The organism is Membranihabitans maritimus (assembly GCF_021729145.1).
GTDB lineage: Bacteria > Bacteroidota > Bacteroidia > Chitinophagales > Saprospiraceae > Membranihabitans > Membranihabitans maritimus.
In genome coordinates, this window is sequence record NZ_JAJSLW010000005.1 from 294,524 (window position 1) to 320,103 (window position 25,580).

The following is a 25,580-nucleotide window of genomic DNA, read 5'->3' on the forward strand; positions in this document are numbered from 1 at the left end:
ATCATGGATTTAAAAGGTTAGATTAGCGCCCAAAGTGTAAAAACGACTTAATGGGTAAACATAGTCATCAAGTCCCGGAGCTAATGAATTTCCTCCACTTCCCACCTCCGGATTGAAACCTGAATAATTATCAAAGCGTGCCAAATTGTTTATGCTGAAATAAAATCTTAACTGTTTGCTGCCAATTTTTTCAACAATATAAGAAGGCAGGCTATAACTCAATTTTACATTTTTAATCCAAAGGTGATCCCCGGGTTCAAGCCAGGCATCCATCCACTCTCTGGAACCCGGATTTACTTCTGACCTGGGGACAATTCCATCTCCCGGATCTTCAGGAGACTTCCATCTGTTTAGAACCAATTTGTTTACATTGTAGCGAGCTACTTGATTAAAATCGACATCCCTTACTGTAGGCATTATATCATACCCCAACATTCCTGTTAATAGACACGTAAAAGACAAGTTCTTCCATGAAACCTGATTATTGAATCCAAATATAAAATCTGGGTGGGGGCTCCCGATGACCGTCATATCATTATTTCTGTCTACTACGCCATCACCATTAAGGTCCTTAAAAATATTAGTTCCCAATATTTTATCCGCACCCATAAACCCATGTAAATTGGGATCGTTAATAGTGTTTTCATCAAAAAATCCCAACCGAACCAATCCATGCAGAGCTCCTACCTCTTCCCCTACCATTGTAATATTCGTGCCTCCTCTTCCCCCTACAAGTATTTTATCAATCTGGTCCGGCATTTTCGTAACTTCATTTCTCATAAATGAAATGTTTAAACTACTATTCCATCGGACTTTATTAAATTCAGCAAAAGAGGATATTTCAAAGTCTATACCATCATTTACCATTTCTCCGATATTTACCCGGGAGCTAGAAAATCCTGAAGCACTGGGTAAGTTTACATTGAACAACATGTTTTCTGTTGTCTTCTTATAGTAATCTACTTTAAGGGTAATAAAGTCATTGTATAACCCCAGATTGAGACCTACTTGATATTGTAATGAAGTCTCCCACTGTAATCCTTCATTACTCAATGTGGTGAGAAACTTACTTTCCATAACTGCATCCCCGATTACTGTTCTCACTGAACCTAATCTTCCCAATGACTCAAAATTACCAATTGCATTGTTTCCGGTTTTACCAAAACTACCTCTCAACATTAATTCGCTTATAGTATTTTCTTTTGGGAAAAATGATTCTTCGGAAATTCTCCATCCTACAGCTCCGGAAGGGAAATTATCGAATCTATTGTTTTTACCGAGTCTTGAAGAACCTTCTCTTCTAAAATTTACTTCCGCTAAATATTTTCCTCTGAAATTATAGCTCAATCTTCCAAATCCGGCCAGGAGGGCCCATTGCTGAAAATCGTTAGAACCGGTAACTTCACCCGCTTCATTATAATTTATGATGTCATCTGAAGGAAATACATTCCCATTAATTTGTCGCAGGAAAGCTTCTTCATATTGTATAGTGTGCCCCAGAGTAAAATCGATGTTGTGATTTTCTCTCAATGAAAAATTATAAGTTAATAGATTATCAACGCCCCAGTTCTCCAAACTATAACTGGAATATGATCCATTATTTATTTGGGGGGGTGCTCCCCTTGACAAATCGCCTACACCACTAAGACTTATTAATCCAATGGTAGTAGGCTTGAATATATCGGTTTCCCGTGTAAATTGTCTTCCGTAAACTCTGGGTCTATAATGGAGGTTATCCAGAATAGTAATGTCCAAATCTATATTTACCTGTAAATCCCTTTGAATTTGTTCATTGGTTCTTTCAAGTGATTCAAAAATAGGATTCGGTTTAGAAAAATAGCCTGGTGCATCTGCCGCAATAAATTTTGTTAATCTGCCATTTTCATCATATGGTGATTTCAATGGACTTGACGCTATTGCCGCCCAAAGAGTACTTCTTAGTCCATCCGTAGGAATTCGGTTATTTACAGTACGGGCCCCGCTCAAATTTACACCTAATTTAATTCTTTTTGACAGGTTGGCATCAAACTTTCCCCGAAGGGATAATCGATTAAAATCATCACCGGGCAATAATCCATTTTGCCCCAAATAGCCACCACTTATCACCGTTCTAAGTTTTTCATTGCCGCTTTTGTATGTGAGATTATGGTTTTGGGTAAGTGATTCCGTACCTTCCCTGATGTATTCATCAAACCAATCAGTGCCACCATTACGCCATTGATCCGGGTTATTTACAACATCCAGGAATATTTCCGGTATGGGGGTAGGGGATGTAGCTCCCGAAAATTCATCTAATTCTTCAATTCGTTCTATGTTATAATTAGCGTATTCCAGTGCATTCATCATTTGAGGTCTCCAGTTTTGCGGAACTTGATTTACCCCCACATAGGTGTTGTAATTAAATTCGCTTACACCAATTCTCGCACTGGTAGTTTCAATCAGAACGACCCCATTGCTCCCTCTTGCCCCATATATTGCGGTGGCTTCCGCATCTTTTAATACTGAAATTGATGCAATATCATCAGAATTTAAAGTCTGTGGGAACCCATTACCAACTGGAAATCCATCAATGACAACCAACGGTTCCAATCCAGCATTGATAGAACTAATGCCCCGAACGCGAATTGATGGTGTTGAACCGGCTGCACCAGTACCTTCTCTTATTGATACGCCTGAAACCCTTCCTTTTAACAAGTCACCAGCAGTCGGTGTAGGTTGGTCAATTAATCCCATTTGCTCAGTACTAAGGGAGGAAATACCGGAGATTATATCCTTTCTTTTTTTTGCCCCGTACCCCACAACAACCACCTCATCTAGTGTCTGGCTGTCTTCCTCCAGTATTATTTGGATATCTGTTCTACCATCTACTGCAACTTCCTGCGATTTATATCCTATGTAAGAAATAAGCAACACTGCATCTTCGTCAATATTTTCCAAACTAAAGAATCCATCAAAATCTGTGGCTGTACCAAGGTCAGAGCCTTTTACCAATACATTTACTCCAATTAAAGGATTTCCATCCACATCAACAATCTGTCCTTCAATATTCAATACGTCATCTTGTAAAAAGTTATAGATTTTTGTTTTGGACGGAAGGATCTCAATGATTTTTTCTGCGGGACGGTAGGGTTTGTATTGGTTTTTGTTATATGGATTTACAGAATTTAATTCCTTTACCTCTTCGGGACTCTCAATTCTCGAAAAAATCACATAGAACCCGTCACCTACTTTATTGTAGTTAAACTGACTACCCTTGAATATCTTCTCCAGAATATATTCTATATCCTTTAAATTCAATAAATGAAATGGTATCTCCTCCATAGATTTTAAATCCGGGAGATAACTAAAGTTTACCTGGAATTTTTTCTGAAGATATTCTAACGCCTTTTCAATTTTTACCGTACTTGTTTCTGAATTATCTAAAGTACTCCCTTGAAATTGATCATTCAAATGGGTGTAATCTGAGAAGTTAGAAACCAGAGACTGTCCCTCTAAGTTTACCGCATATAAAAGCAGCAATAAGATAAGTGATTTTAATTTGTATACCTTTTTTTCCATAATTGTATTTTGTAAGATTATTATCGACTTATTACTTTTTAGGATTAATTACAATGGTATTGGATACGCTGTCCTTTGTTATTTCTATTTGTTCATTAAATAGGATTTCAATAGTTTTTATAAAGGTTTCCGGATTATCACTAGGCACCGAAAGTTTATCGATATCCAGGCCATTAATTTCCGGGTCCTTAAGCAAAAATTTTACCCCGAAAACGGTTTCCATTTTATCAATTGCTTTTCGAAGAGTTATATGATTGAACTCAATGGTTTCAGGACGCTTGTATGTTTCCTTATATTGATTTGGGTTATTACTAACTTCAATGGTTTTGGTTTTAGGGTTGAAAATGGCCATTTGGCCAGGTATTAATAAGGATTCAGCCCCTTGTTGACCTTGAGGAATTAATTTTACCGAACCTTCATCCAAAATTATATTGGTCAAGCTATCGGATGAATAGACATTGAATTGAGTACCTAAAACCTCCACATTAGGCCCTTTAGTTGACACTGTGAACTTCACTTTATGGTCATTATCACTTTTAATGGGTCGTACCATAAAATAGGCTGTACCCTCAAGTGAGACATGCCTGTGATTTTCATTCCATTCAGGGGCGATCTTTAAATGTGAGTTTTCACCTAAATAAACAATTGACCCGTCAGGTAACATTATCTCTTCAGATTGATTCTTATCAGTATAATATTCAACCGCATCCTTGGATGTAACTAAAAAGAAAATTACCGTTATCAATAAAAGAAGACTGGCAGCAATTGAAATAATAGCTAAGGTGCGCTTTGTATTTGTTTTTGACTTCTTTTCTAATTTCGGTACCAGTTCAAGATAGCTTGGTATTGCTTTTTTGCGTCCCTCTTTTTCATATTCCAAGTACAATCCGTTTAACGACCGAAGTATACTTGAGGCTTCATCCATACGTGATTTTAATTCACTATTTTCCTTGGAAAGTGTATTCCAAAAATGAGTTTGCTCTACGTCATTATCGAGTATGTATTTTCGAAATTCAGTATCGTAAATGAAATCCTCAACTGAATAAAATCTATAATCTTTGTGCATATTCTAAATTTTATAAAAAGGGTGTTTCTCTAAGGTTTGTAAGGAAGAGTAGAAAAGTTCAATGATATAATGCTGACAATGGATTTTTTTTTCAATTTTTATTTACCAAGGTTCTATTGGTCTAATTCCAGAAATTAAGATGTTGTTTTATTCGGGAGTGCCGGGAAGTGGATATTTATTATCCTCTGATAATTATCCTATCAATTAATGAAGGCAAAACTAAACACTCCCATCATCATTGTACTTTACATCGAGGATATCCAGGGCACCGCAATGATTTTTCCCATCACATCACAAAAGATAACACTTGGTTCCTCTATCAATTCTTTACTCTTTAAAAGATGGGATACTTTCCTTTTTGCTTTATCCGGCATTATTCATAAAAGGCTTATGAATAATGGAAAAGATTGATCATAAAGAGATAATTCTCAATCATTGTTCCCAGGATTACCCCTCATCCTGTAGCCATTGCCAGACAAAATTTTGAAAGTCCAAAACTGAGGATCAACTGAAGACCTAGAAATAAATGTTGAAATTATCAATCAAATTTTGGATTCGCAGGTCACTGGCGTTTCAGCCCCTGACTACAAGGCATAGGGTTAAGATCAAGGCCGTAATGTCTATAAGGAATTTCCTGATTTATACATTATTCTAAATTTTTTTCAGCTCATACTCTAAGCAATTCATCCATTAAAGTAATTCCATTTGCAAATCAACATTTCGTGTACTACGCCTTTTTCAATGGAATGGTCGATGAATATATTATTATGAACGTGAGAGCGTCGAATAATTACTCTTGGCATTATTTTATCGAAAAAAGCAATTCCCCGGGAATAATTATATGAAAATCAATGCCAGAATCAACTATTTCACTTGTTTTCCTCCCTGGGTTTCTACCAAGGGTGAATTATATTCCCTCCTTGCTCTACTGCTAAAGCAAAAGGCAGCACGCGATCAAAGCTCATTTTTCTTCTGCCTATATAATGATTATAAACAACTGAAAATAAACACTTTGATGCAATTTTATTAAAGTAATTATTTAAATGAAAAATTAGTTTGTACTTACCCTATACTCCAATTAGAAGTTAACATTTTAGAAAGTAGGAGAATAATGGCTATTGATTGTGTTGAGTACAGTAAGAATAGGTGATCAGAATAATTTTTACGTAGTGATTTAATACCTTTATAAATATAATTTCGAACCATCTCTTCGCGTATACCCATGATATCACTTATTTCCTTAGCGGTCATATCTTTATAAAATTTGAGATAAATCGCTTCTCTGCGTCGGGATGGAAGTGTTTCCAACGCCTGACGGATTTCCTTCCTGATTACGTATTCGGATTCTGATTCAATCAACTTTTCCTCAGGGCTACGTTCGATAGTATTATCTCTACTCAATTTGGTATTTTGAATAGAAAACTCATTGGAATTACGAATCGAACGGATTAATTGTCTTCGAAATGAAACTAAGATATACCCTTTAATGGATTGTACCCTTTTTGGTGGTTGATTCCATAACCGTACAAATAAATCTTGAATGGCATTATCTATAAGGTCTTTATTTTTAGAAATGGAAAGTCCATAGGCATACAGGTTAGGATAGAAGTACAGATATATTTCTCTAAATACTTCCTTATCTCCTCTGATAAATCTTTTCCAATCACATTCAAATGATTTCACAAAGCCTATTTTTTAATCAACCGAACCTATGTAAAATTATATAATTATCCATCAATTCCAAATTTACAGATGAAAAAGGGTTAATATTTATTATTTTTCAATGGCTGGTGATGGTTAAAGCATAAATGAATCTTTAGAAAAAGTTTTATTCCAGAATAATCTTTGATTTTTGTTCCTTTTTCTGTTTCCAGCTTAAGCCGTATAAATCGCTTCTTCGATCTTTTAAATTTCGAACACTACCATATTTATGAAGTTGGTGCAACAAGTCAAGATCCAGATCAGCAATAAGTATCATTTCTGTATTGGGAGTTGCTTCTGCTTTAATTCCATTAGCTGGGAAAGCGAAGTCACAGGGCGTAAATACCATAGACTGGGCATATTGAATATCCATATTATGTACCCTTGGGAGATTGCCGACGCTACCTGCTATAGCTACATAGCATTCATTCTCAATTGCACGTGCCTGGGCACAATATCTCACTCTGGAATAGGCGTTTTGGGTATCCGTTAAAAAAGGTACAAATAAAATATTAATACCCTCCTGGGCTAGTAGTCTCGGAAGTTCGGGGAATTCCACATCGTAACAAATGAGTATTCCAATTTTTCCGCAATCTGTATCGAATACTTTTAATTGGCGTCCTCCATTTAGACCCCAGGCCTGAATTTCATCAGGAGTGACGTGGATTTTCTCGTATTGATCGTACGTCCCGTCTCTCCGGCATAAAAAACCAATATTGTATAAGTGGTCTTCTCTCATTTCCGGCATACTTCCGGTAATAATATTGATATTATAATTAATGGCTAATTGAATAAATCGGGATTTTACTTCATCTGTGTATTCTGCTAGTTTTCGTATGGCAACAGCTTCATTTAAATGATTGTAATTGGCCATTAAAGGAGCTATAAAATATTCTGGAAATAAAGCAAAGTCTGATTGGTAATCGGAAACAGCATCCACGAAATATTCAATTTGCTGGAATACTCCGTCCAGGGATTTGTATGGACGCATTTGCCACTGAATGAGTCCCAGGCGCACGTTTCCTGAAGCCTTTAAATCCTCAGCATCACTTGGTTCCGGACTTTCATAGTAAATATTATCCCATTGCAAAAGAATGGCGTATTCCATTGATTCTTTATCACCGGGCATATACTTTCGAAGAATTTTTTTCGCATGAAAATCATTCGAAAGCTGAAAGTTTAGAACCGGGTCATCTATTTCCTTGTTCCGTACTTTATCAATATATTCTTTAGGGGCAATTTCATTGGCGTATTTAAAATAATTGGGAATTCTGCCGCCGAAAATTATGGCCCGAAGATTTAGTTGCTCGCACAATTCCTTTCGAGCATCGTATAGTCTGCGCCCGAGTCTCATCCCCCGGTACTCAGGATTCACAAAAACATCAATTCCATATAATACGTCTCCATCAGGGTCATGGGTTGAAAAGGTATCGTTCCCTGTTATTTTGTTATAAGTATGTGTATCACCGTGTTTCTTATAATCCACTACTATAGACAGCGCACTTCCGGCTACTTTACCATCAACCAATACCACTAATTGTCCTTCCTGGAATTGGGTAATCAGGGTTTTAATTTGCTCTTCAGTCCAACTTACATCCTGCCACTTCTCATACGCACCTTTCATTGAAGCAACTAATTCTTTATAGTCTGACAACTCAAGGTTTCTTACTTCTACGGAAGTATATTGCTTTTCATTCATTAACTATATCCTGTTTATTTTACAACCAGCTTTTTCACTCCAAACTTTTCTCCGTTACTAATCCTAATAAAGTACACACCACCTGTCAGATGAGACAAATCTATGGGGATAGTATTTGAAATGGGTCGAAACGGGTTTTGATAAACCTCTTTACCTCCTACATTGTATACCGAAATAAGTATCGGCTTAATTCCGGAAGCAAATTGCTGAGGGATTTTAATGGTAATGATATCGCTTGTTAACGGATTAGGATATATTGAAATTTCGTTGCCTATATCCTGTTGTTCATTGCTTGTCTGACAATCAGTCATAAACTCATACGAAAGGGTATAAGCACTAGTATCGTAATAACACACGCTTCTAACCTGAAATTCATAGGGTGTACATTGTTGGAGGCCGTTTAATTCAAACATTTTTGCAGTATCGACCATTTCATCTTCCCATTCATTGCTTCCCATCGCTCTGTATCTAAAAATATAAGCGACCGAACTGTCTACCATTTCCCATATAATAGTTGCAGAAGTGTCCCCGATCATCAACGTATCTACTAACGGAGGATCCGGACATAATAGTGGATTTAACTTCACATATAGGGAATAGTCTTCATATTCGTAATCATCGATTCCTTCTCCACATGCGTTGATACTATCTGTAGGTTCTGTTATAGCTACCCGTAAATTATAGTACCCACTGTCGATATTTTCTGGAATAAAAACCCTTTGTTCAATGACTGATAAATCCCTTTCATATAGTAATAATTCATTTTGGGTGAAAAGTGAATCTTCATTAGAATCAAGCCAAATGGCAAAGTCCAGCGAATCAGTATAAGCATCCGGACCTTTTAATCTGACATCAATAAATCTTCCTTGCTCAACTGAATCTGCCATGACAATAGTTGGCTTGTAGCCCAAATTATCACCAGATGCAAAAGATTCTTCAGCAAAGTCGAAAGTATCAATCCAGATTTCATGCGGTCCTTCAATGCTATCAATATGACAATAGAGATCGTTATTTAATCCAAAAAATTCCAATGCTGCATAAACTGCTTTTTCCGCATTCAGACGGCCCGGACTTTGAATTTTTCCTTCCAGTTCGGAAATAGGATCATAACTTCTTAATAACAACTGCCGCATGGTTTGTGCTGTTTTCTGCGGGTTGGTTATAATCTCGCTGGCCAATATTGCTGAAGGCACGCTATACATCAATGCCACGATGCCACTGGCCACCGGAGCCGCAAATGATGTTCCGGCATCGGTGCCATATCCCTGGTTTTTTAATGTATAAATATTTTCGGCTGGTGCAGCTACATCCACATTTAGAGGACCATAACCTCCTGATAAGCGGTCCTGATCATCTGTATTTGTCACGACTATCAGGGATTCACTGCTGCAGAGGGAGGGAAGGTCCCCGGCATCATCAACATCGACTATAGAATTATCCGTTGCCACACAATTTATTATTCCTACTGTATTCAATGTATCATATACATTACACCACACTGGGAATTCATCGGGAAAGTAACCGGATACACCCCAGGATGAGTTGGTAACAGCAACGAATGCACCGGTTTCTCCGTTGGATTCATTAAATAGCTTCCGCATTTTATAGGCATAAATATAACTTGCCAGTAATCCCGCTTCCGTGAAATCATAATCTAATAATAATGGCAAAATTCGAACACTCCAGTTGATTCCGCTAATACCAATATCATTATTTCCACTAGCGCCAATAATTCCTGCTACGGGATTCCCATGGTTGCCGGTATCAATAGAATCATTGTCCGTTTGGAAATTCCACCCTTTGTAATCGTCTATATATCCATTGTTATCGTCATCTTTCTGATTATTACGTATTTCTCCACTATTAATAAATATATTATCCATCAAATCAGGATGATCAATATTAAAACCATCGTCAATTACAGCTACAACAATGTCGTATTTATTGCCTACTTTTCCACCTGTGGTAATATTCCACGCATTTTCTATTGAAATATCTTTTCCTGCAATTCCACCCAATGAACCGTCATTGAAAAAACTCCATTGCTCATGGTACAATGGATCGTTGGGTTTTCTTCTTGATGATAAATAGTGATTAAATTGAGCACTTATTATATTTTCATGATTCCTTAATTCATTCAATACTTGATATTCATCTACTTTTTCGGGGTCAAAACGGATGGTGTATAACCCCATAGATTCGAGTATGGTTTTTTTGTTTATGTTTGAACTGCTTCTATCAGTGCCGCCGATTGAACTCAAAATCTCGGAAATAGGGGAGTGGTCGGTCTGTATAATTAATTCACCGGGTACATATCCCGAATTTTGGGCATAGATATTGCTCGAAATAGAAAAACAGAAAATAAACAAGTAGATGAATGATGAAATTCGCGCGCGTTTATTCATTTTTATATTTTAAAGGTTCAATGTTTTTATTCAAAAATAAAGCGAATTATATTTGAATCATGTATGATCTTATTTATAAATATAAAAGATTAACATTTTATATCTGCATATCGTTGTCGATATCTTTTTGTTCTTCTGCCAATGGGAATCAAATCTCAATATATATCAAGTCTCTTGAATCCCAACTACCATTAAAGGGAGCGGTCATAGATCTACACGCGTGTAATTTAGGAAAATTTTTATCAGATGAAAATGGTGAAGTACAAATCCAATCTGACCATGTAAGATCTTGTGTCATGTACATCAGTGCTTCAGGCTATATTAGCCTCGTCCGAAATCTATCTATAAGTGAATCTACTTCAGGGGATAAGTTGACTTTTTATATGCAGCGTCAAGATCAATACAAATCGGGACGAATATGGTCTTCCGAAGATCAAAGTCCCATACCTAATGTAGAAGTTCAAATCCGGGAAATCAATAATAATGATAAATATACCGTATTTACGGATAAATACGGCCAATTTAGTATGGTTCACAGTTCTAATAAGCCCGTTCAGTTAGCATTCTACCACCCTAAATTCCAAAACCTAGAGAAGATTATTTACTTCCGGGAGGATATGTCAGGGTTGGGAGCGTTTTTCATGACTCCGGTGAAGGTAGAAAAAGATACGAAAGAAATGGTACCTCCTAAATTAAAGGGATATACATCTAAAAAATTTACTTTTCGAAAGAAAAATCTTTCAAATAATATTGAATCAGTAGAAAAGACGGACCAATATATTATCGTACTTGCCTTACTAAAGAATTTGGATGATTTACCTACACGATTCCCTGGGTTGGATCTAAAGACGAAAAGCAAAGGGAATTGGACACAAGTATATCTAGGCCCCTATGCGACGGAAAAATATGCCCTCCAAAAACTCAATGAAGTCGAGAAAAAATATCCCACTGCAAGAATTAACAATTTATAACGACAAGTATAGTGTCCTCAATAATAGAGTAGGGATGGTGAAAATTAATCGTTGTCTTATAGGGGGAACAGGGATAATTACCCCAACCTTCTGGCGGAAAGTACATGTTTTGGAATCAAATGCAGATTGAATGTAAGGTCATTTATTTAGTTCTGTACAGAACCCTCTGTACGAAGTATATTATTCTGTTAACTCTTATCTAGCTAATGCCAATACTTTAGATTCAAACTGTACGTACCCCCTTTCTAATCGAAGTATACCACGATCTGTCGTACGCTGGGACTTACTTTAAGTAAACTGCTGTTGTCGGAATAAATAATTTTATCTCCTATTAGAAATGGATAAATTGACAATTCACCATCATAGTCAAACGAGACTTTAAGGTTTTCGTCTAATTTACCACCCTGCCAATTAAGCACTGTGCCGGAATAATCCCACTGAAAACCAGTCATTTGAAAAGGTTTTCCGTTTTTTTCTGTAACGGTAGTGATTGAACTACCTATATGAATACCACTAAGGGTTTGCCAGGCAGATCCTGGTTTTGATATAACTACTTGTTTTAATTTTTCAAAATTTTCTTTTTGCCAGAAAATCTTCAATTCTTCGTTGGAATTGGGATAAACAATGGTTCCTTTCACTGTTTCACCTTCACCAATATTGAGATTAGCCCGCATAATATTGTCCTTTCCAATTTTAGTAATAAGGGTTTCCTCTGTATCATCGAACGAAATTATTCCCACTCTTTCCCCCGGAATAATCAGGTGATCATTTGATAACTCTGTTGACAGGTCATCACTTAAGATCTGCATACCACCACCATATATCCAGCCAGTATCTCCATTAAATTGTATTTCGTACCAATAGTAAGGTTTTCTTTCCCCTCTGATTTCAATGGACTCGGTTTCATGAGACCGCATACCCGTGAGGGAAACCGTCTGGTTTTGACCAATTTGGGTGATTTCTTCTCCCGAAAGATCCGGTGAAGTACGCATTCTTAAATTATCTACTGTAATTCGTGCATATGATAATGTATCTTTCTTTTCATTTACAGCATTATTCTCCGCTGTATTTGAAGAATTTTTATCCCATCCGCATCCAGAAATAGAAGTAAATACACATACAACTGAGAAAAAAATAATTATTTTGAAAGACATAATTAAAGTATATTTTGGCTTTTAAAAGACTTGTCAGCAAATTTGACAATAATTTTGTAAATAAGAAATGGAAATATCCAATATAAATTTAAATTTGTCCGAGGAAGTAAAAAATGATTAAAATATGTTAGACCAGTTTAAAGGAATATCAGAGAAAGAGTATAGATTACTAATCAATGCAGTTTCAGAAATTACCATTCTTATTGCCAGTGCTGATGGAACGATTGAAGAAAGCGAAAAAGAATGGGCTGAAAAAATTACAAAAATCAGATCCTATAGTCTCCCCGAAGGCCTAAGAGGTTTTTATAAAGATGTAGGTCAAACTTTTCACGAAGATATTGAAAACCTGGTAGTTCAATATAAGGAGGATAATGATGAACTGGTTCAGAATTTAAAATTCCAATTGGCCAAACTAAATGAAATTTTCGAGAAAATAGAAGATAGGTCTATTGCCTATGAGTTATATAAAAGTTTTTTGAGTTTTGCAAGACATGTTGCCCGATCCACAGGAGGATTTCTTGGTTGGGGGGCTGTTGGACCAAAAGAGGGCGAATTGATCGAATTGAAAATGATTCACGAAATTAAACCTCCGATTGCCGATCACTAATTTGTTAATATTGGCTTAAAAGGTATTTACTAAGAATCAAACCAATGCTCTAATTCTTCTGTATATATATACAAAAGACAATAACTCATATGAGACAATCAATTTTAGTAATGGTATTTACTTTTATGGCTTCAACTATCTTCGGTCAGGTGGATTATACAAAATGGAATAATATACTTACCAATACAGTGTCTGATAAAGGACAGGTAGATTATAAAAAAATTAAATCTTCGTTCTCAGACGAGTTCACCGATTTCCTTTCTATTCTAAGAGATACAGATCCTAATAGCCTTAGTAAAAACGAACAATTAGCCCTGTGGATAAATGCCTATAATGCATTTACGGTCAAATTGATAGTTGATAATTATCCAGTATCCTCTATTAAAGATATAGAGAACGGGAATCCATGGGATAAAAAATGGATTGAGATAGGCTCTTATCGATCTCTTTCTCTAAATGATATAGAACACGAAATAATCCGGAAAGAGTTTAATGAACCCCGGATTCATTTTGCTGTAAATTGTGCTGCCCAATCATGTCCTCCCTTACTAAATACTTACTACTCTTCGAATAGTCTGGACGAACAATTGGAAAGGCAAACTATTAGTTTTATTAATAATTCCAAATTCAATACAATTAGTCAGAATAGTATTGAGGTTTCACAATTATTTAACTGGTATAAGGATGATTTTGGAAATATTATTGCGTATCTTAACAAGTACATACAATCCCCAAAAATTAATTCTAAAGCTCAGGTAATCTTTAAAGATTATGACTGGAGTTTAAACAATTGATTAATAAGCTTAATATGTTTATGAAATTCTAAAATTTAAACATTTTAAGGTGTTTCTCTTTACGTATATGCAGGAAGTCAACTAAATTAGAAATTAAAATATCTCGCTATGAAAAAAATTATTTTGAGTTCATTATTGGTCGCTATGTTTTTTATAACTGGCAAAGCTCAATCAGACCTTTTAATCAGAGCAGGCATACATTCAGTACTATCTTCTGAATCAGAAATTAATTCGGCTAACATCAAGGGAGGGAGAGTTGGCTGGAATGCAGGACTGGATTACAGAGTAGGTAATCATCTGTTTTTTCAGCCGGGTTTACACTACTATTCCTCATCACTTTCCCTATCAACAGATAATGGGAATGTAGATGATTTTAAAAATTCGGCTCGTCTACAAAGTCTTAAAGTCCCTTTGATGGTAGGTTTGTCTCCCTTTAACCTGGAAAGATCTGATTTTGCCATTGTGGTAAATGGAGGAATTGTTCCTACTTTTAATCTGGGTATAGTAGATGATAACGATTTTATCAAAGACGATGACATAACAAACGTTAATTGGAGTGGTAAAGTAGGAGCAGGGCTGGAAATTGGCGCATTTATTCTGGGCGTTGATTACGAGTTTGGGTTAAATAAATTATTTGAAGATGCTGACGCTAATTTTTCAATAATTGGGGCTACAGTCGGTCTTAAGTTTTAACCTTAATAATTTTATTATTTACCGGTTATAATTTATTTTGCAAGTACGTACATTATTTAGTCGATTTATATTCGATGATTAATGAATAGTAAGGAAATAATCCAGGCAACTATCAAAAGTTGCCTTTTTTAATTATATGAAATCATAATATGGCAAAGATAATACTTATTGAATCCGATACAGTAACTACAGGCGATCTAGATATAACTCAATTTCCCATATTTCAAAATGCTGTTGTACTCAGTACTAATGATACGGATGCTCTATTTTCCGATCATTCGGATGTAGAAGTTTTAGCTGTAAATAAATTACAGATAACCAAAGCGGTTTTAGACCAGTTACCAAATTTAAAATTAATTCAAATTTTAGCTACCGGATACGACAATGTTGACCTGGAAGCATGTAAAGAAAAGGGAATACATGTTTTTAACGTTTCGGGCTATTCAACTCACAGCGTAGCTCAACATGTATTTGCCTTACTACTTTCCATTACCAATAAAGTCAATTATCATTGGCAAATGAGCAGAGATGGCATTTGGTCGAATGAATCAAAATTTTGCTTTTATGCCCCTAATATTCCCGAGCTAAATAATAAAATCTTTGGAATTATAGGATTAGGGGATATTGGGCTAGCTACTGCCGAAATTGCCCTTGCTTTTGGAATGGATGTTGTGACTTATACCCGAAGTCCTGAAAAAATAAAGAACGACAGGATAAAGCCTCTATCATTGGAAGAAGTTACTCAAATATCAGATGTGATTTCTCTCCATGTTCCGCTCACGGAAGATACCTCTGAAATGGTTGACACTCAATTTCTGGAAGCCATGAAAGATTCAGCAATTTTAATAAATACCGCCAGGGGAGGGCTCATTAATGAAAAAGGCCTGTATGATGCTTTACGAGCTAAAAAAATCAAGGCTGCCGCATTGGATGTTCTTACCAGCGAGCCTCCTGAGCAAGATAATCCACTGTTGGAATTAACGAATTGTATTGTTACCAGCCACATGGCCTGGGCCAGTATCGACGCAAGGAGCAGATTGCTAAAATGGGCAAGTGATAATATTTCCGGGTTTATTAATGAAGGGAAAAGTGATAATGCATTAGTCTAGTCGATTATTCATTTGACTGGAATATTTTTCATTAAGAGGGTGCTCTCCCAGGTAGTATTGAAATGCTAATAGAGTGAGTTTTGGCATTTGATCGAGATATACTGCATCTATTTTATGAGCCTGTAACAAAAATTGATAGGTTGCATCCAGGTCTTTACGGTTAAAGGAATTTTTGGCTGCCCATAATTTTTTATGAACCGGGCTTTCCTCAAACTCTATTTCTAACATCCTGATCAGATCCTGAAAGTATAAGTAGTCCTCAACAAATTCAGGATCGGATTTCAGCGGGACCATAAAATTATAACATTTACTCAAATCCTCCGAAAGATAGTATTTGATAAGCGGTATACCATAAGAGGAAAGCAGGTTGTTGTTTCGATAAAAAGTTTCTAATCTACTTATTGCGTCCGAGACAACCACCTTATCAATATCCAGTCTCTTTAGACTATGCGCCAATACAAGATTTTTTGCAATTCTAGCCTTGAAATTACTTTCATTTATGTTTTCGGAAAATTCATCCATTGATTTTCCGCCAAAAAAAAATTTTACGTTGGGTACCCCCATAACCTTGAAATGAAGGGCCAGATCCGTATGGGTATCAACATTGACTTTTACATATTTTACTGGAAATTCTCCTTGCTTTTCCACCTTTTCAATGGTCTTCATGAGCGATAAGCAAGGACTGCACCAGGGAGCCCAGAAATCTACCACGACTAAACGATAATAACTCTCTTCTAATACCTCTACTCCGAAAGTAGAAAAATCAACTTCATTCATGCAAGGTTCATTTACTTACTCTGAAATTACAGAATATGTCTTGAAATAACGATTTTTTGTATTTCACTTGTTCCTTCGCCAATCGTACAAAGCTTTGCGTCCCTATAAAATTTTTCAACGGGAAACTCTTTTGTATAACCGTTTCCACCGAAAATCTGAACAGCATCTTCAGCAATCCTGACGCAAGCTTCAGAAGCATAATATTTAGCCATCGCAGATTCTTTCGTAACTTTTTTGTTGTTATTTTTTAATTCAGCTGCCTGGTCTGTAAGTAACTGGGAAGCTTCTATTTTAGTGGCCATATCTACCAATTTAAAACTAATGGCCTGAAAATTTGATATGGGTTGTCCGAATTGTTTTCTTTCCTTCGAATATGACAAGGCTGCTTCATAAGCGCCAATTGCTACTCCCAGACTAAGAGCAGCGATAGAAATTCTACCACCGTCGAGAATCTTCATAGCCTGTTGAAAACCTTGTCCCTCTTCACCGAGTAATTGAGACTTATGAATTCTGCAATTATCAAAGATCATTTCTGCTGTTTCAGATGCCCTCATTCCCAACTTATCCTCTTTCTTACCGGCACTAAACCCTTTGGTACCGCGTTCAACGATAAATGCACTCATCCCTTTGCTATCCAACAGTTCACCAGTCCGTGCAATAACCACTGCTACCTGACCACTCTTGCCATGAGTAATCCAGTTTTTAGTTCCATTGAGTACAAAATAATCTCCATCTTTTTCTGCGGTACATTTCATTCTCATGGCATCACTTCCTGTATTTGGTTCCGTAAGTCCCCATGCTCCAATCCATTGTCCGGAAGCTAGTTTTGGAAGATATTTTTCTTTTTGTTCTTCCGTACCAAAAGTAAGGATATGATTTGTACACAGCGAATTATGAGCGGCATATGAAAGTCCAATAGACGGATCTACCTTTGATATTTCTTTAATAATAGCTACATATTCGTGATATCCAAGACCAGCTCCACCATATTTTTCAGGGACTAAAACCCCCATTACACCCAATTCACCCAATGCGTTAAATAGCTGCATTGGGAAAAACTGGGATTCATCCCATTCATTTACATTCGGTAAAATATTTTCTCTGGCAAAATCTCTTATACTTCCTACGATTAACTGTAATTGTTCTGAATTTTTATCTGTCATCAACTTTCGTTTTAATAGGTGGATTTATTTTTTTTTCCACCATCCTTCTATTCTATTTTTAATTTTAATTTCCATTGAATTATCCTGCGGTTTGTAATAACCAACATTTTGTATTTTATCCGGTAAATACTGTTGGTAAACAAAGTTATCGGGATAGTTATGCGGATAAAGATAATCTTTTCCGTAATTATTTTCTTTCATTAACCGGGTAGGGGCATTGCGCAAATGAAGAGGTACAGGCAAAGGGCCTGATTCGTCTACATTTTTCATTGCGGCATTAATAGCAGTATAGGCTGAATTGCTTTTAGGGGATGTAGCGAGATATATAGCTGCTTGGGACATGGGTATCCTACCCTCCGGCATCCCAATGTTTTGTACCGATTGAAAACAATTATTTGCAATGAGCAGGGCATTGGGATTGGCAAGCCCAATATCTTCAGCTGCCAATATGATCATCCTTCTGCAAATAAACGCAGGATCCTCGCCGCCTTTAATCATTCTTGCCAACCAATATACAGCGGCATCCGGGTTGCCTCCGCGAACGGATTTTATAAAAGCAGAAACAATATCATAATGTTGATCACCTTTTTTATCGTAATTCAAAGGATTGGTACGGGCCACCTCTTCAACCACTTCAGCTGTAATTTCTATGGAATCGGTAGTAGGAAATTGACGAATTACCTGTTCTAGTAAATTCAATGTCTTCCGGGCGTCACCTCCACCATATCTGATTAAAGATTCTATATCAATATTGGTGATTTTATATTTTTTGAGCTCTAAATCCGTTTCCAAAGCTCTTTTGATAATAATCTCCAAGTCCCTTTCACTTAAAGAATTCATTGTATAAACCTGGACACGCGATAAAAGGGGTGAAATAACCTCAAATGAGGGGTTTTCTGTTGTAGCCCCAATTAAGGTAATAGTACCTTGTTCTACTGCTTTGAGGAGAGCATCTTGTTGATTTTTACTAAATCGATGGATCTCGTCAATAAATAAAATAGGAGAGGGGCTATCAAGAAACTTTTCTTTAGAAGCCCGGTCAATAACTTTTCTCAGTTCTTTTACCCCAGAGTCTACAGCTGATAAAGTATAAAATGGACGTGACAATTTTTGAGCCAGAATACCTGCAAGTGTGGTTTTCCCCACTCCTGGAGGTCCCCACATTATAAATGATGGAATATAACCGCTTCTTATATTCTTTTGTAAGATACCTTTATCACCGGTCAGATGCTCCTGACCGTAAAATTCCTTTAAATCTTTTGGACGTATTCTTTCAGATAATGGCTCCACCTATTTTTTATTTATATAAACGCAAATACTAGTGATAAATGTTTTGATATATACGATCAAATTACCCTATATGGATTTAGGAAATCCAATAGTATTATTTATTAAGTATTTGAGATCTCAACCAACCGGGCCGGTCCGTCGTTATTCCGGCAATCCCCAGCGCTATTAACCTATTTGCCGTTTTAAGGTCGTTGATAGTCCAGGACAATATCGGTATGTTGTCATTTTTGGCATTTAACATTAATTCCTGCGTTATGATCTTGTGGTGAAGATTAATTCCATCCAGAGCATTTTTTTTAATCAACATCCATTTATCCATTACATCGTCTTTATTAGAGCTTAACCAGTAGCAAGGTTGTTGGGGAAATAACCTCTTAGCTTCCAGGATTACCTCCCAATCAAAAGCGATAAAAATAGTTTGTTCTTTTTTGGGGTGATTATATACCATTTCTTTAAGGTACGGCATTATTTCCAGTCCCGACTTGATTTCTATTACCAATTCCTTCCCGTGAGGTATAGCATCCATTATATGAGAAAGTAAAGGGATCGGCTCACCTTTGTATTCCGGAGATTTCCAGGATCCGGCGTCGAGGCTTTTGAGAGAAGAATAAGGGGTCTCGGTAATCTTATAATCTGCATTGGTCGTTCTTTTTGTCGTCTTATCATGAAAGGCGATTATTTTTTCGTCGGTAGTTAGGTAAATATCAATTTCGACTGCATCGGCTCCCTTTTCCCATCCTAACTTCGCAGACGCCAATGTATTTTCCGGAGCAATATAAGAAGCTCCACGATGGGCAATGATCATAGCTGATTGTGCCGTTGTAAACATAGGTAAAATTGATATACAAAAAATAGAAAATAGGTTATTGAATTTAAAAAACATCATCAAGCTATTTTGATTTTATTCGGTTAAATTAATGGAATGCCAATCTAATTAATTTGTATATATTTTTGGTACAGATTGCATTTGTAAAAAGATTTTTTTTATAAATATTTTTGTCTTATTGGTTATCAATTTTTATTCACATCATCCCTAAAAGGAGAACATTTACAAATATTTCAGATTGAAAAAAGGAATGAACTAGACAGCAGAAATTTTAACATTTGGAACTAAATCCCTATCTTATTGTTGTATAAATTGTAACGGAGAGAAGTCTCCTGATTTTTAGTAAATATCTTTTATTAATTTAAAACAAGAATATGGTTTCTATCGAAGAGAAAAGGGATTACATTGAAAAAGCAGTTGAATACGCCAAAGGAAAAGGATTTAAAGAATTTAAAGCAAAAATTGATGAATATGACGATCCCAAAGCTTTTACTAAAGTTTCTTCGGATAATGAAGTCCTTCCCGATTTCACGGCAAAAAGAAGAGGGAAAAAACATTATTTTGATATCGCAATGAAGACTGATAATGTTCAGGCTCTTGTCACAAAGTGGAAATTATTGAATCAGTTAGCTGAAATAAAAAACAGTAAATTAATATTATTTGCTCCCAGAGGGCATAAAGCTTTTACCGAGCGCCTTACAAAACAGTATAAGATTGATGCCGATGTATTGGCATTAAGTTAGCAAATAATATTTATGGTATCTCCATCTTATGTAAAAGTGAACCGGTTTCCGGACCATACTTGAATAGTGCTTCTAATATTGAATGTCCGGGATTTATTTCAAAATAATCTACAAGGGCATAAGTGTGTAGTATTTTATTATGGTTGAAAAGCTTAGGAGTAATTGTATCTCTAAAATCAACTGTAGATGAAGAAGGTACTTTTTTGTAATTAACAGACCAATCCGGGGGTGGGGTACCAATTGTATCGCAAAGATAAGTCAACAACTCTTTATTCAGATTGAAAAGAAATGAGTATTTCCCGGAAATAATATTTTTAATATCATCTATATAATATTCGAAGAATGGGTATTTTCCAAATTCTGTCTGAAGGGTATGGAGTAAAATCCGTATCCAATCGTCGTAATAGGCTATTTCTACTGATTGTATGGAAGTATGTGAGTTTTTACCTTTTACCAGCGGAATGGAAATAATTTGAGATCCGACATTGCTTTTGATAATGCATTTATTTCTAAAACTTCTTTTATTATAATTTTCTTTTGTTTCAATTTCAAATCGATTCGAGTTCCACAAAACCCAGAAATAAAACAAAGAAGGAGCAAAGTGTAATTCAATTAAAATGTTCTTCCCTTTATTCAGATTTAGGCCCGTAAGTTTATTTCCCATTATAATGAAAGTTAAAATACGGTTCAAAGCTAAGTTGATGGGAGCAAAATACAAAAGCGTATATAATAATCTTTTGCAATAGGTTTCCTCCCACCATGCTATAGGTAAAAAGGATATGAATTCTCTGCAATAACTTTATCTGCAATTTTCCTTCTCAACACCAATACATTCTGCAAGGGATATCCTGTAAACCTTTTTACACCCATATCAAATGTTTTTAACAGGTCACCGGAAGATATGGAGGCTATTATATCTCTTGCATTTTTAGCCATTCTGGCGGAAGCATCGTGAAGATATACCTTCAACATCGCAGTATATAGATCAGTTAAATTTTCGTTTTTATGATTTTTAACTTTCTGAATTCTCAATAAAGCGGATTCAGAAGCGTATGTGTCAATAAGCATATCCGCTAATCCTATAACTATTTCCTGTTTCTCTTCCAGATTAATTTCTCCGTCCATTTGCTTCTTTACGGCAGCACCCGCCACTAATAAAAAAAGTTTCTTGAAATCTTTTACTGCTTTTATTTCAATGGCCATAGGGTCATCAGACATTTCCGGTTTTGGAAATGAAGTTAATTCCTTTTGGACCTCCCAGGCTGGTCCTGTCAAATCAAATTCTCCATTTTGAGCCCGTTTTAATAACATATTAATACTCAAAAGACGATTAATTTCATTGGTACCCTCAAAAATCCTGTTGATCCGGGCGTCTCTATAAGCTCCGGCAACAACGGTTTCTTCGGAAAACCCCATGCCTCCGTGAATTTGTACGGCCTCATCTACTACGAAGTCTATAATTTCCGAGCCAAATACTTTCAAAATGGCACATTCTATAGCGTATTCCTGTGCAGATTCCAACTTTGCCCGGCCATAGGAAACACCTGTGCTTATCAATTCTTCAGATTTGTGATTCATTAAACTTGACGTCCTGTAAAGCGTGCTTTCCCCGACAAAAGTCCGTATCGTTTGTTCCGCTAATTTTTGCTTTATAGCACCAAATGTTGAAATAGGTTTCTTGAATTGGATTCGATCATTTGCATATTTTACCGAAACATCAATTAGGGATTTTGATCCCGAAATACAAAGTACACCGAGCTTAAGTCTTCCAATGTTCAAAACATTAAAAGCGATTAAGTGTCCTTTCCCAATTTCACCAAGTACATTTTCCTTTGGAATTTTTACATTTTCAAAAAAGACTTGTCGGGTAGAGGACCCGTGAATTCCCATTTTTTCTTCTTCAGCACCCAAGGTTATACCGTCTGTTTGTGCATCCACTAAAAAGCCAGTAAAACCCTTTTCACTATCTTCCAACCCTTCACCCTTTATTTTTGCAAAAACAATAAATAAATCGGCAAACCCACTATTGGAAATCCACATTTTTTGTCCGTTGAGAATATAACCATCATTATGGTCAGATAATGTAGCATATGTCTTGACGGAAAGAGCATCGGATCCGGCAGTGGGCTCCGTAAGACAATACGCGGGTTTAATTTCACCTGAAATAATTTTTGTTAAATATTTTTCCTTTTGTTTTTCTGTTCCGAAGAATAATAAAGGCAACATTCCTATACCTACCTGTACAGAATAACTGACATTAAAAGAATTGAGTCCGCCTACGAGTTCACTAACCAAAATATCTGTATTGGTATCCAATTCCATACCCCCGTATTTTTCAGGCATATGCAATCCGAGGAACCCCATTTTCCCTAAATTCTCAATGATCTTTACGGTATGGTGAAATTCCCTGTTTTCAATCAATTTTAATTTAGGTTTTATCTCAGAGTCAATAAAATCCTGGAGAGAAGATATTATCATTTTTTGATCATCGCTAGCATCTTCAGGAAAAAATATTCTGCTTACATCCTCTGTCTCTATGACAAACTCACCGCCCTTTATAATAGTTTTATTTTCTTTTATAGCATCCATTCCATTAATTTTTAATTAGCACAACTAAATATATAGATTTTTTGAACTAAAGTCAAAATTAATTCAAAAAAAAAGCTGCCCAATCAGGGCAGCTGCATTCTTTTATAGGTGTAGAGCTGCTTTCCGCTCTAATAATTTCTCATCAGACTCTTCTCTGTCCGGATCTGGTAGACAACAATCTACGGGGCATACGGCAGCACATTGGGGTTCCTCGTGGAATCCTACGCATTCCGTACATTTGTCGGGAACAATGTAATAAAAATCCTCTTCTACAGGATCATTCTCATCGGATGCATCAACTTTAGAACCGTCTTCCAAAACATAACTTCCCGAAACATCAGTTCCGTCGGAAATTCGCCATTCAACACCGCCTTCATATATTGCATTGTTGGGGCATTCCGGTTCACAAGCTCCACAATTAATACATTCGTCTGTTATAAATATTGCCATTAATAATTTACTTTTTATCCAATTTGAAAATGTAAAAATAGTAATTCTTCGCTTAAAAATATAAGCTTCCTCATAAATGAAATAAAAACCAAATAGAATTGTTTATTCTTCTTCGTCCAATAAAATGGCATCATCCACTATTTCGTTTCCATCACCATCCGCATCGACAAACCCAGGAGCAGGAGGGGAGTCTTTCTTAGAAGATCCGGATTCTTTCTTGGTAATTTCCACATCTTTGACCCTGTCATATTCACCATCAGCATAAGATTCGGCCTTTCGCCAAAATTCATCTTTATTATCCATTAAGGAATCTTCGAGGTTTGCTTTATCCTGTTCGGAAGGACGATAGGTTTTCCCTTTATTTTCTTCATATTCTTTGGCAGCTTGCTGGGCTTTGTCGACCGTTTTCTTCCATTTGGTTTTCAAATCATCAATAGCAGCTTGAGCTTTATCGGCCAAGCTTAGTCCCGATTCGTCTTTTTCAAATATATACTTTTGCGCCCGCTGGTATACCTGATCGCTTTTCTTTTCTAATTTACCCCCAATGTCTTCAGCATGATATTTAGCACCCTCAATAAATTCTGCTGCTTTGGCTAGAATAGTATTCCCAATCGCTTCAGTAGAATCTTTTAACTTGTCCATTCCAGATCGTGTACTTTCATTATTGATTTTCTCAGTAGCTTTTTGATGCAGATTTTCTGCTTTGTTGCGGATCGATTCAGCCTCATTCTTAAGGTCTTCTTTAATTGATTCCGACTCTGTCTTCAGCGAATCAATAGTATCCTGGATTTCTTCATGTGATTTTTCACCTTCGCTTTCGTTTAATTCCGCCCGAAACTCATCCGCTCGTCTTCTCAACCTTTCCAATCTTTCGTCTGCATGAGATGAGGCACTATTATATCGATTATCGATTTCTGATTTCAATTCATCTGATTTTTCGCGCGCTTCAGACTTCCAGGAATGATATTTTTCTTTGAGTTCATCGACTTTTTTTTCAGCCATGGAACCCAAATCATCTATATTTTCTTTAGCATCCCGCATAAAATCCTTAGTTCTGTTCTTTACATTCTCTACAAACTCGTCTGTTTCAGTATTGAGTTTGCCCCGGGCAGATCGTCCAACAGACTTTGCTCCGAATACCATTTTTTTTATGTCTTTTAAAATTCCCATGATATCAATTTTGATCTATTATTAAAGATATATATTTAATATCAATAGGCCATAAGATGTGTGTACCAATTTTGGTATAGAGGGGAGTTTTGCCATTAGTACAAAACATGGAATTTTACTATTTAACATAATATTAATTATAGGAAAAAACAACCCATACATAGGATTCTAACATTAACTCCTTTTAAGTAGGTTATTCAATAGTGCCATTGCTTATTTGGCAATTTTGTTACCTAATACATTTGTATATTGATTATATCTTCAAACTCCCCCTGAAACCTCTGGCACCGTAATAAGAATCGGCGCCATTGTGATAAATAAAGACGCGTCCGAATCGGTAGTCCCCGAAAATCGCACCACCGTGTTTTCTGACATCCGGCGGTGTTTTCACCCAGCTTGAAGTCTTGTTGTCAAAATTACCGAGTTCCTGAAGACTAAAATATTGATTCTCCGTAAGGATTTCTATACCCATTTCATTGGCCAGGTCTACAGCACTCGTATCGGGTTTATATTTTTTCCGGGACTCCAGGGCCTGCCGGTCGTAACAAATGCTTCTTCTCCCTTTAGGACTTTCCGGTGAACAATCAAAAAATATAATTTCACCTGTTTTATCATCGACATCCACTACATCGGGTTCCCCTCCGGAAGCTTCCATTTCATTCAATGACCATAGCTTATCTTTATTATTTTCCAATCTCGACTGCACATCATCCCAGTGCATATCGGGATGGCGATTCACGTGTTTTGCAAAGCGGGAACTAAGGATTTTCAGCAGTTCATCAATCTGTGCTTGCGATAATTTTTTTTGATTCATG

At 36.3% G+C, this 25,580-nt stretch carries 21 protein-coding genes; 6 read left to right on the forward strand and 15 right to left on the reverse strand.

What is annotated here, in order from left to right; translation table 11 throughout:
* Nucleotides 1-9: 9 nt before the first annotated feature.
* The 5 genes from LVD47_RS08085 to LVD47_RS08105 form a co-directional block, all read right to left on the reverse strand.
* A complete protein-coding gene (locus LVD47_RS08085; RefSeq protein WP_236975144.1) occupies nt 10-3,558 on the reverse strand; it encodes a SusC/RagA family TonB-linked outer membrane protein in 3,549 nt (1,182 codons plus the stop codon).
* Between the two features lie 31 nt (nt 3,559-3,589).
* Complete coding sequence (locus tag LVD47_RS08090; RefSeq protein ID WP_236975145.1) at nt 3,590-4,624, reverse strand: FecR family protein; 1,035 nt, start codon at nt 4,622-4,624, stop codon at nt 3,590-3,592.
* A gap of 1,062 nt (nt 4,625-5,686) precedes the next feature.
* Nucleotides 5,687-6,307 carry an RNA polymerase sigma factor gene (locus LVD47_RS08095; protein ID WP_236975146.1) on the reverse strand — a complete coding sequence of 207 codons (621 nt, stop codon included), beginning with the start codon at nt 6,305-6,307 and terminating at the stop codon, nt 5,687-5,689.
* Between the two features lie 145 nt (nt 6,308-6,452).
* Complete coding sequence (locus LVD47_RS08100) at nt 6,453-8,024, reverse strand: bifunctional GNAT family N-acetyltransferase/carbon-nitrogen hydrolase family protein (RefSeq protein WP_236975148.1); 1,572 nt, start codon at nt 8,022-8,024, stop codon at nt 6,453-6,455.
* A gap of 14 nt (nt 8,025-8,038) precedes the next feature.
* The gene (locus LVD47_RS08105) at nt 8,039-10,429 is read right to left on the reverse strand and encodes a S8 family serine peptidase (protein WP_236975150.1); all 2,391 of its coding nucleotides are present in this window, start codon (nt 10,427-10,429) and stop codon (nt 8,039-8,041) included.
* Nucleotides 10,430-10,542: 113 nt separating this feature from the next.
* Here LVD47_RS08105 and LVD47_RS08110 point away from each other — a divergent pair, with 113 nt between their 5' ends.
* On the forward strand, nt 10,543-11,400 hold the full coding sequence (locus tag LVD47_RS08110; RefSeq protein ID WP_236975152.1) for a hypothetical protein: 858 nt from the start codon (nt 10,543-10,545) through the stop codon (nt 11,398-11,400).
* Between the two features lie 245 nt (nt 11,401-11,645).
* Here the strand turns inward: LVD47_RS08110 and LVD47_RS08115 are convergent, their stop codons facing one another.
* Entirely contained in the window at nt 11,646-12,554 is a 909-nt protein-coding gene (locus LVD47_RS08115; RefSeq protein ID WP_236975153.1) for an SH3 domain-containing protein, read from the reverse strand.
* A 124-nt stretch (nt 12,555-12,678) separates the two neighbouring features.
* Between LVD47_RS08115 and LVD47_RS08120 the strand changes: the two genes are divergently transcribed.
* The 4 genes from LVD47_RS08120 (at nt 12,679) to LVD47_RS08135 (ending at nt 15,757) form a co-directional block, all read left to right on the forward strand.
* The gene (locus LVD47_RS08120; protein WP_236975154.1) at nt 12,679-13,161 is read left to right on the forward strand and encodes a hypothetical protein; all 483 of its coding nucleotides are present in this window, start codon (nt 12,679-12,681) and stop codon (nt 13,159-13,161) included.
* Nucleotides 13,162-13,250: 89 nt separating this feature from the next.
* Nucleotides 13,251-13,955 carry a DUF547 domain-containing protein gene (locus LVD47_RS08125; protein WP_236975155.1) on the forward strand — a complete coding sequence of 235 codons (705 nt, stop codon included), beginning with the start codon at nt 13,251-13,253 and terminating at the stop codon, nt 13,953-13,955.
* 108 nt (nt 13,956-14,063) lie between these two features.
* A complete protein-coding gene (locus tag LVD47_RS08130) occupies nt 14,064-14,648 on the forward strand; it encodes an outer membrane beta-barrel protein (RefSeq protein ID WP_236975156.1) in 585 nt (194 codons plus the stop codon).
* 149 nt (nt 14,649-14,797) lie between these two features.
* Nucleotides 14,798-15,757: an NAD(P)-dependent oxidoreductase gene (locus LVD47_RS08135; RefSeq protein WP_236975157.1), complete on the forward strand. Its 960-nt coding sequence runs from the start codon at nt 14,798-14,800 to the stop codon at nt 15,755-15,757.
* Here LVD47_RS08135 and LVD47_RS08140 read toward each other — a convergent pair.
* The 4 genes from LVD47_RS08140 to LVD47_RS08155 form a co-directional block, all read right to left on the reverse strand.
* On the reverse strand, nt 15,749-16,534 hold the full coding sequence (locus LVD47_RS08140) for a thioredoxin family protein (RefSeq protein ID WP_236975158.1): 786 nt from the start codon (nt 16,532-16,534) through the stop codon (nt 15,749-15,751). The genes LVD47_RS08135 and LVD47_RS08140 overlap by 9 nt on opposite strands.
* 26 nt (nt 16,535-16,560) lie before the next feature.
* Entirely contained in the window at nt 16,561-17,697 is a 1,137-nt protein-coding gene (locus LVD47_RS08145; protein WP_236975159.1) for an acyl-CoA dehydrogenase family protein, read from the reverse strand.
* 24 nt (nt 17,698-17,721) lie between these two features.
* Complete coding sequence (locus LVD47_RS24050) at nt 17,722-18,987, reverse strand: replication-associated recombination protein A (protein ID WP_236975161.1); 1,266 nt, start codon at nt 18,985-18,987, stop codon at nt 17,722-17,724.
* Nucleotides 18,988-19,081: 94 nt separating this feature from the next.
* Nucleotides 19,082-19,816: a glycerophosphodiester phosphodiesterase gene (locus LVD47_RS08155; RefSeq protein ID WP_236975162.1), complete on the reverse strand. Its 735-nt coding sequence runs from the start codon at nt 19,814-19,816 to the stop codon at nt 19,082-19,084.
* A gap of 371 nt (nt 19,817-20,187) precedes the next feature.
* Here LVD47_RS08155 and LVD47_RS08160 point away from each other — a divergent pair, with 371 nt between their 5' ends.
* Nucleotides 20,188-20,556, forward strand: coding sequence for a hypothetical protein (locus tag LVD47_RS08160; protein ID WP_236975163.1), 369 nt, complete (start codon nt 20,188-20,190; stop codon nt 20,554-20,556).
* 10 nt (nt 20,557-20,566) lie between these two features.
* Here the strand turns inward: LVD47_RS08160 and LVD47_RS08165 are convergent, their stop codons facing one another.
* From LVD47_RS08165 to LVD47_RS08185, 5 genes are all read right to left on the reverse strand, one after another.
* Entirely contained in the window at nt 20,567-21,220 is a 654-nt protein-coding gene (locus LVD47_RS08165) for a WbqC family protein (protein ID WP_236975164.1), read from the reverse strand.
* Between the two features lie 98 nt (nt 21,221-21,318).
* A complete protein-coding gene (locus LVD47_RS08170; RefSeq protein WP_236975165.1) occupies nt 21,319-23,145 on the reverse strand; it encodes an acyl-CoA dehydrogenase FadE in 1,827 nt (608 codons plus the stop codon).
* A gap of 102 nt (nt 23,146-23,247) precedes the next feature.
* On the reverse strand, nt 23,248-23,595 hold the full coding sequence (locus LVD47_RS08175) for a 4Fe-4S binding protein (RefSeq protein WP_236975166.1): 348 nt from the start codon (nt 23,593-23,595) through the stop codon (nt 23,248-23,250).
* 102 nt (nt 23,596-23,697) lie between these two features.
* Entirely contained in the window at nt 23,698-24,765 is a 1,068-nt protein-coding gene (locus tag LVD47_RS08180; protein WP_236975167.1) for a hypothetical protein, read from the reverse strand.
* Nucleotides 24,766-25,018: 253 nt separating this feature from the next.
* Complete coding sequence (locus tag LVD47_RS08185; RefSeq protein ID WP_236975169.1) at nt 25,019-25,579, reverse strand: DUF4256 domain-containing protein; 561 nt, start codon at nt 25,577-25,579, stop codon at nt 25,019-25,021.
* Nucleotide 25,580: the final 1 nt, after the last annotated feature.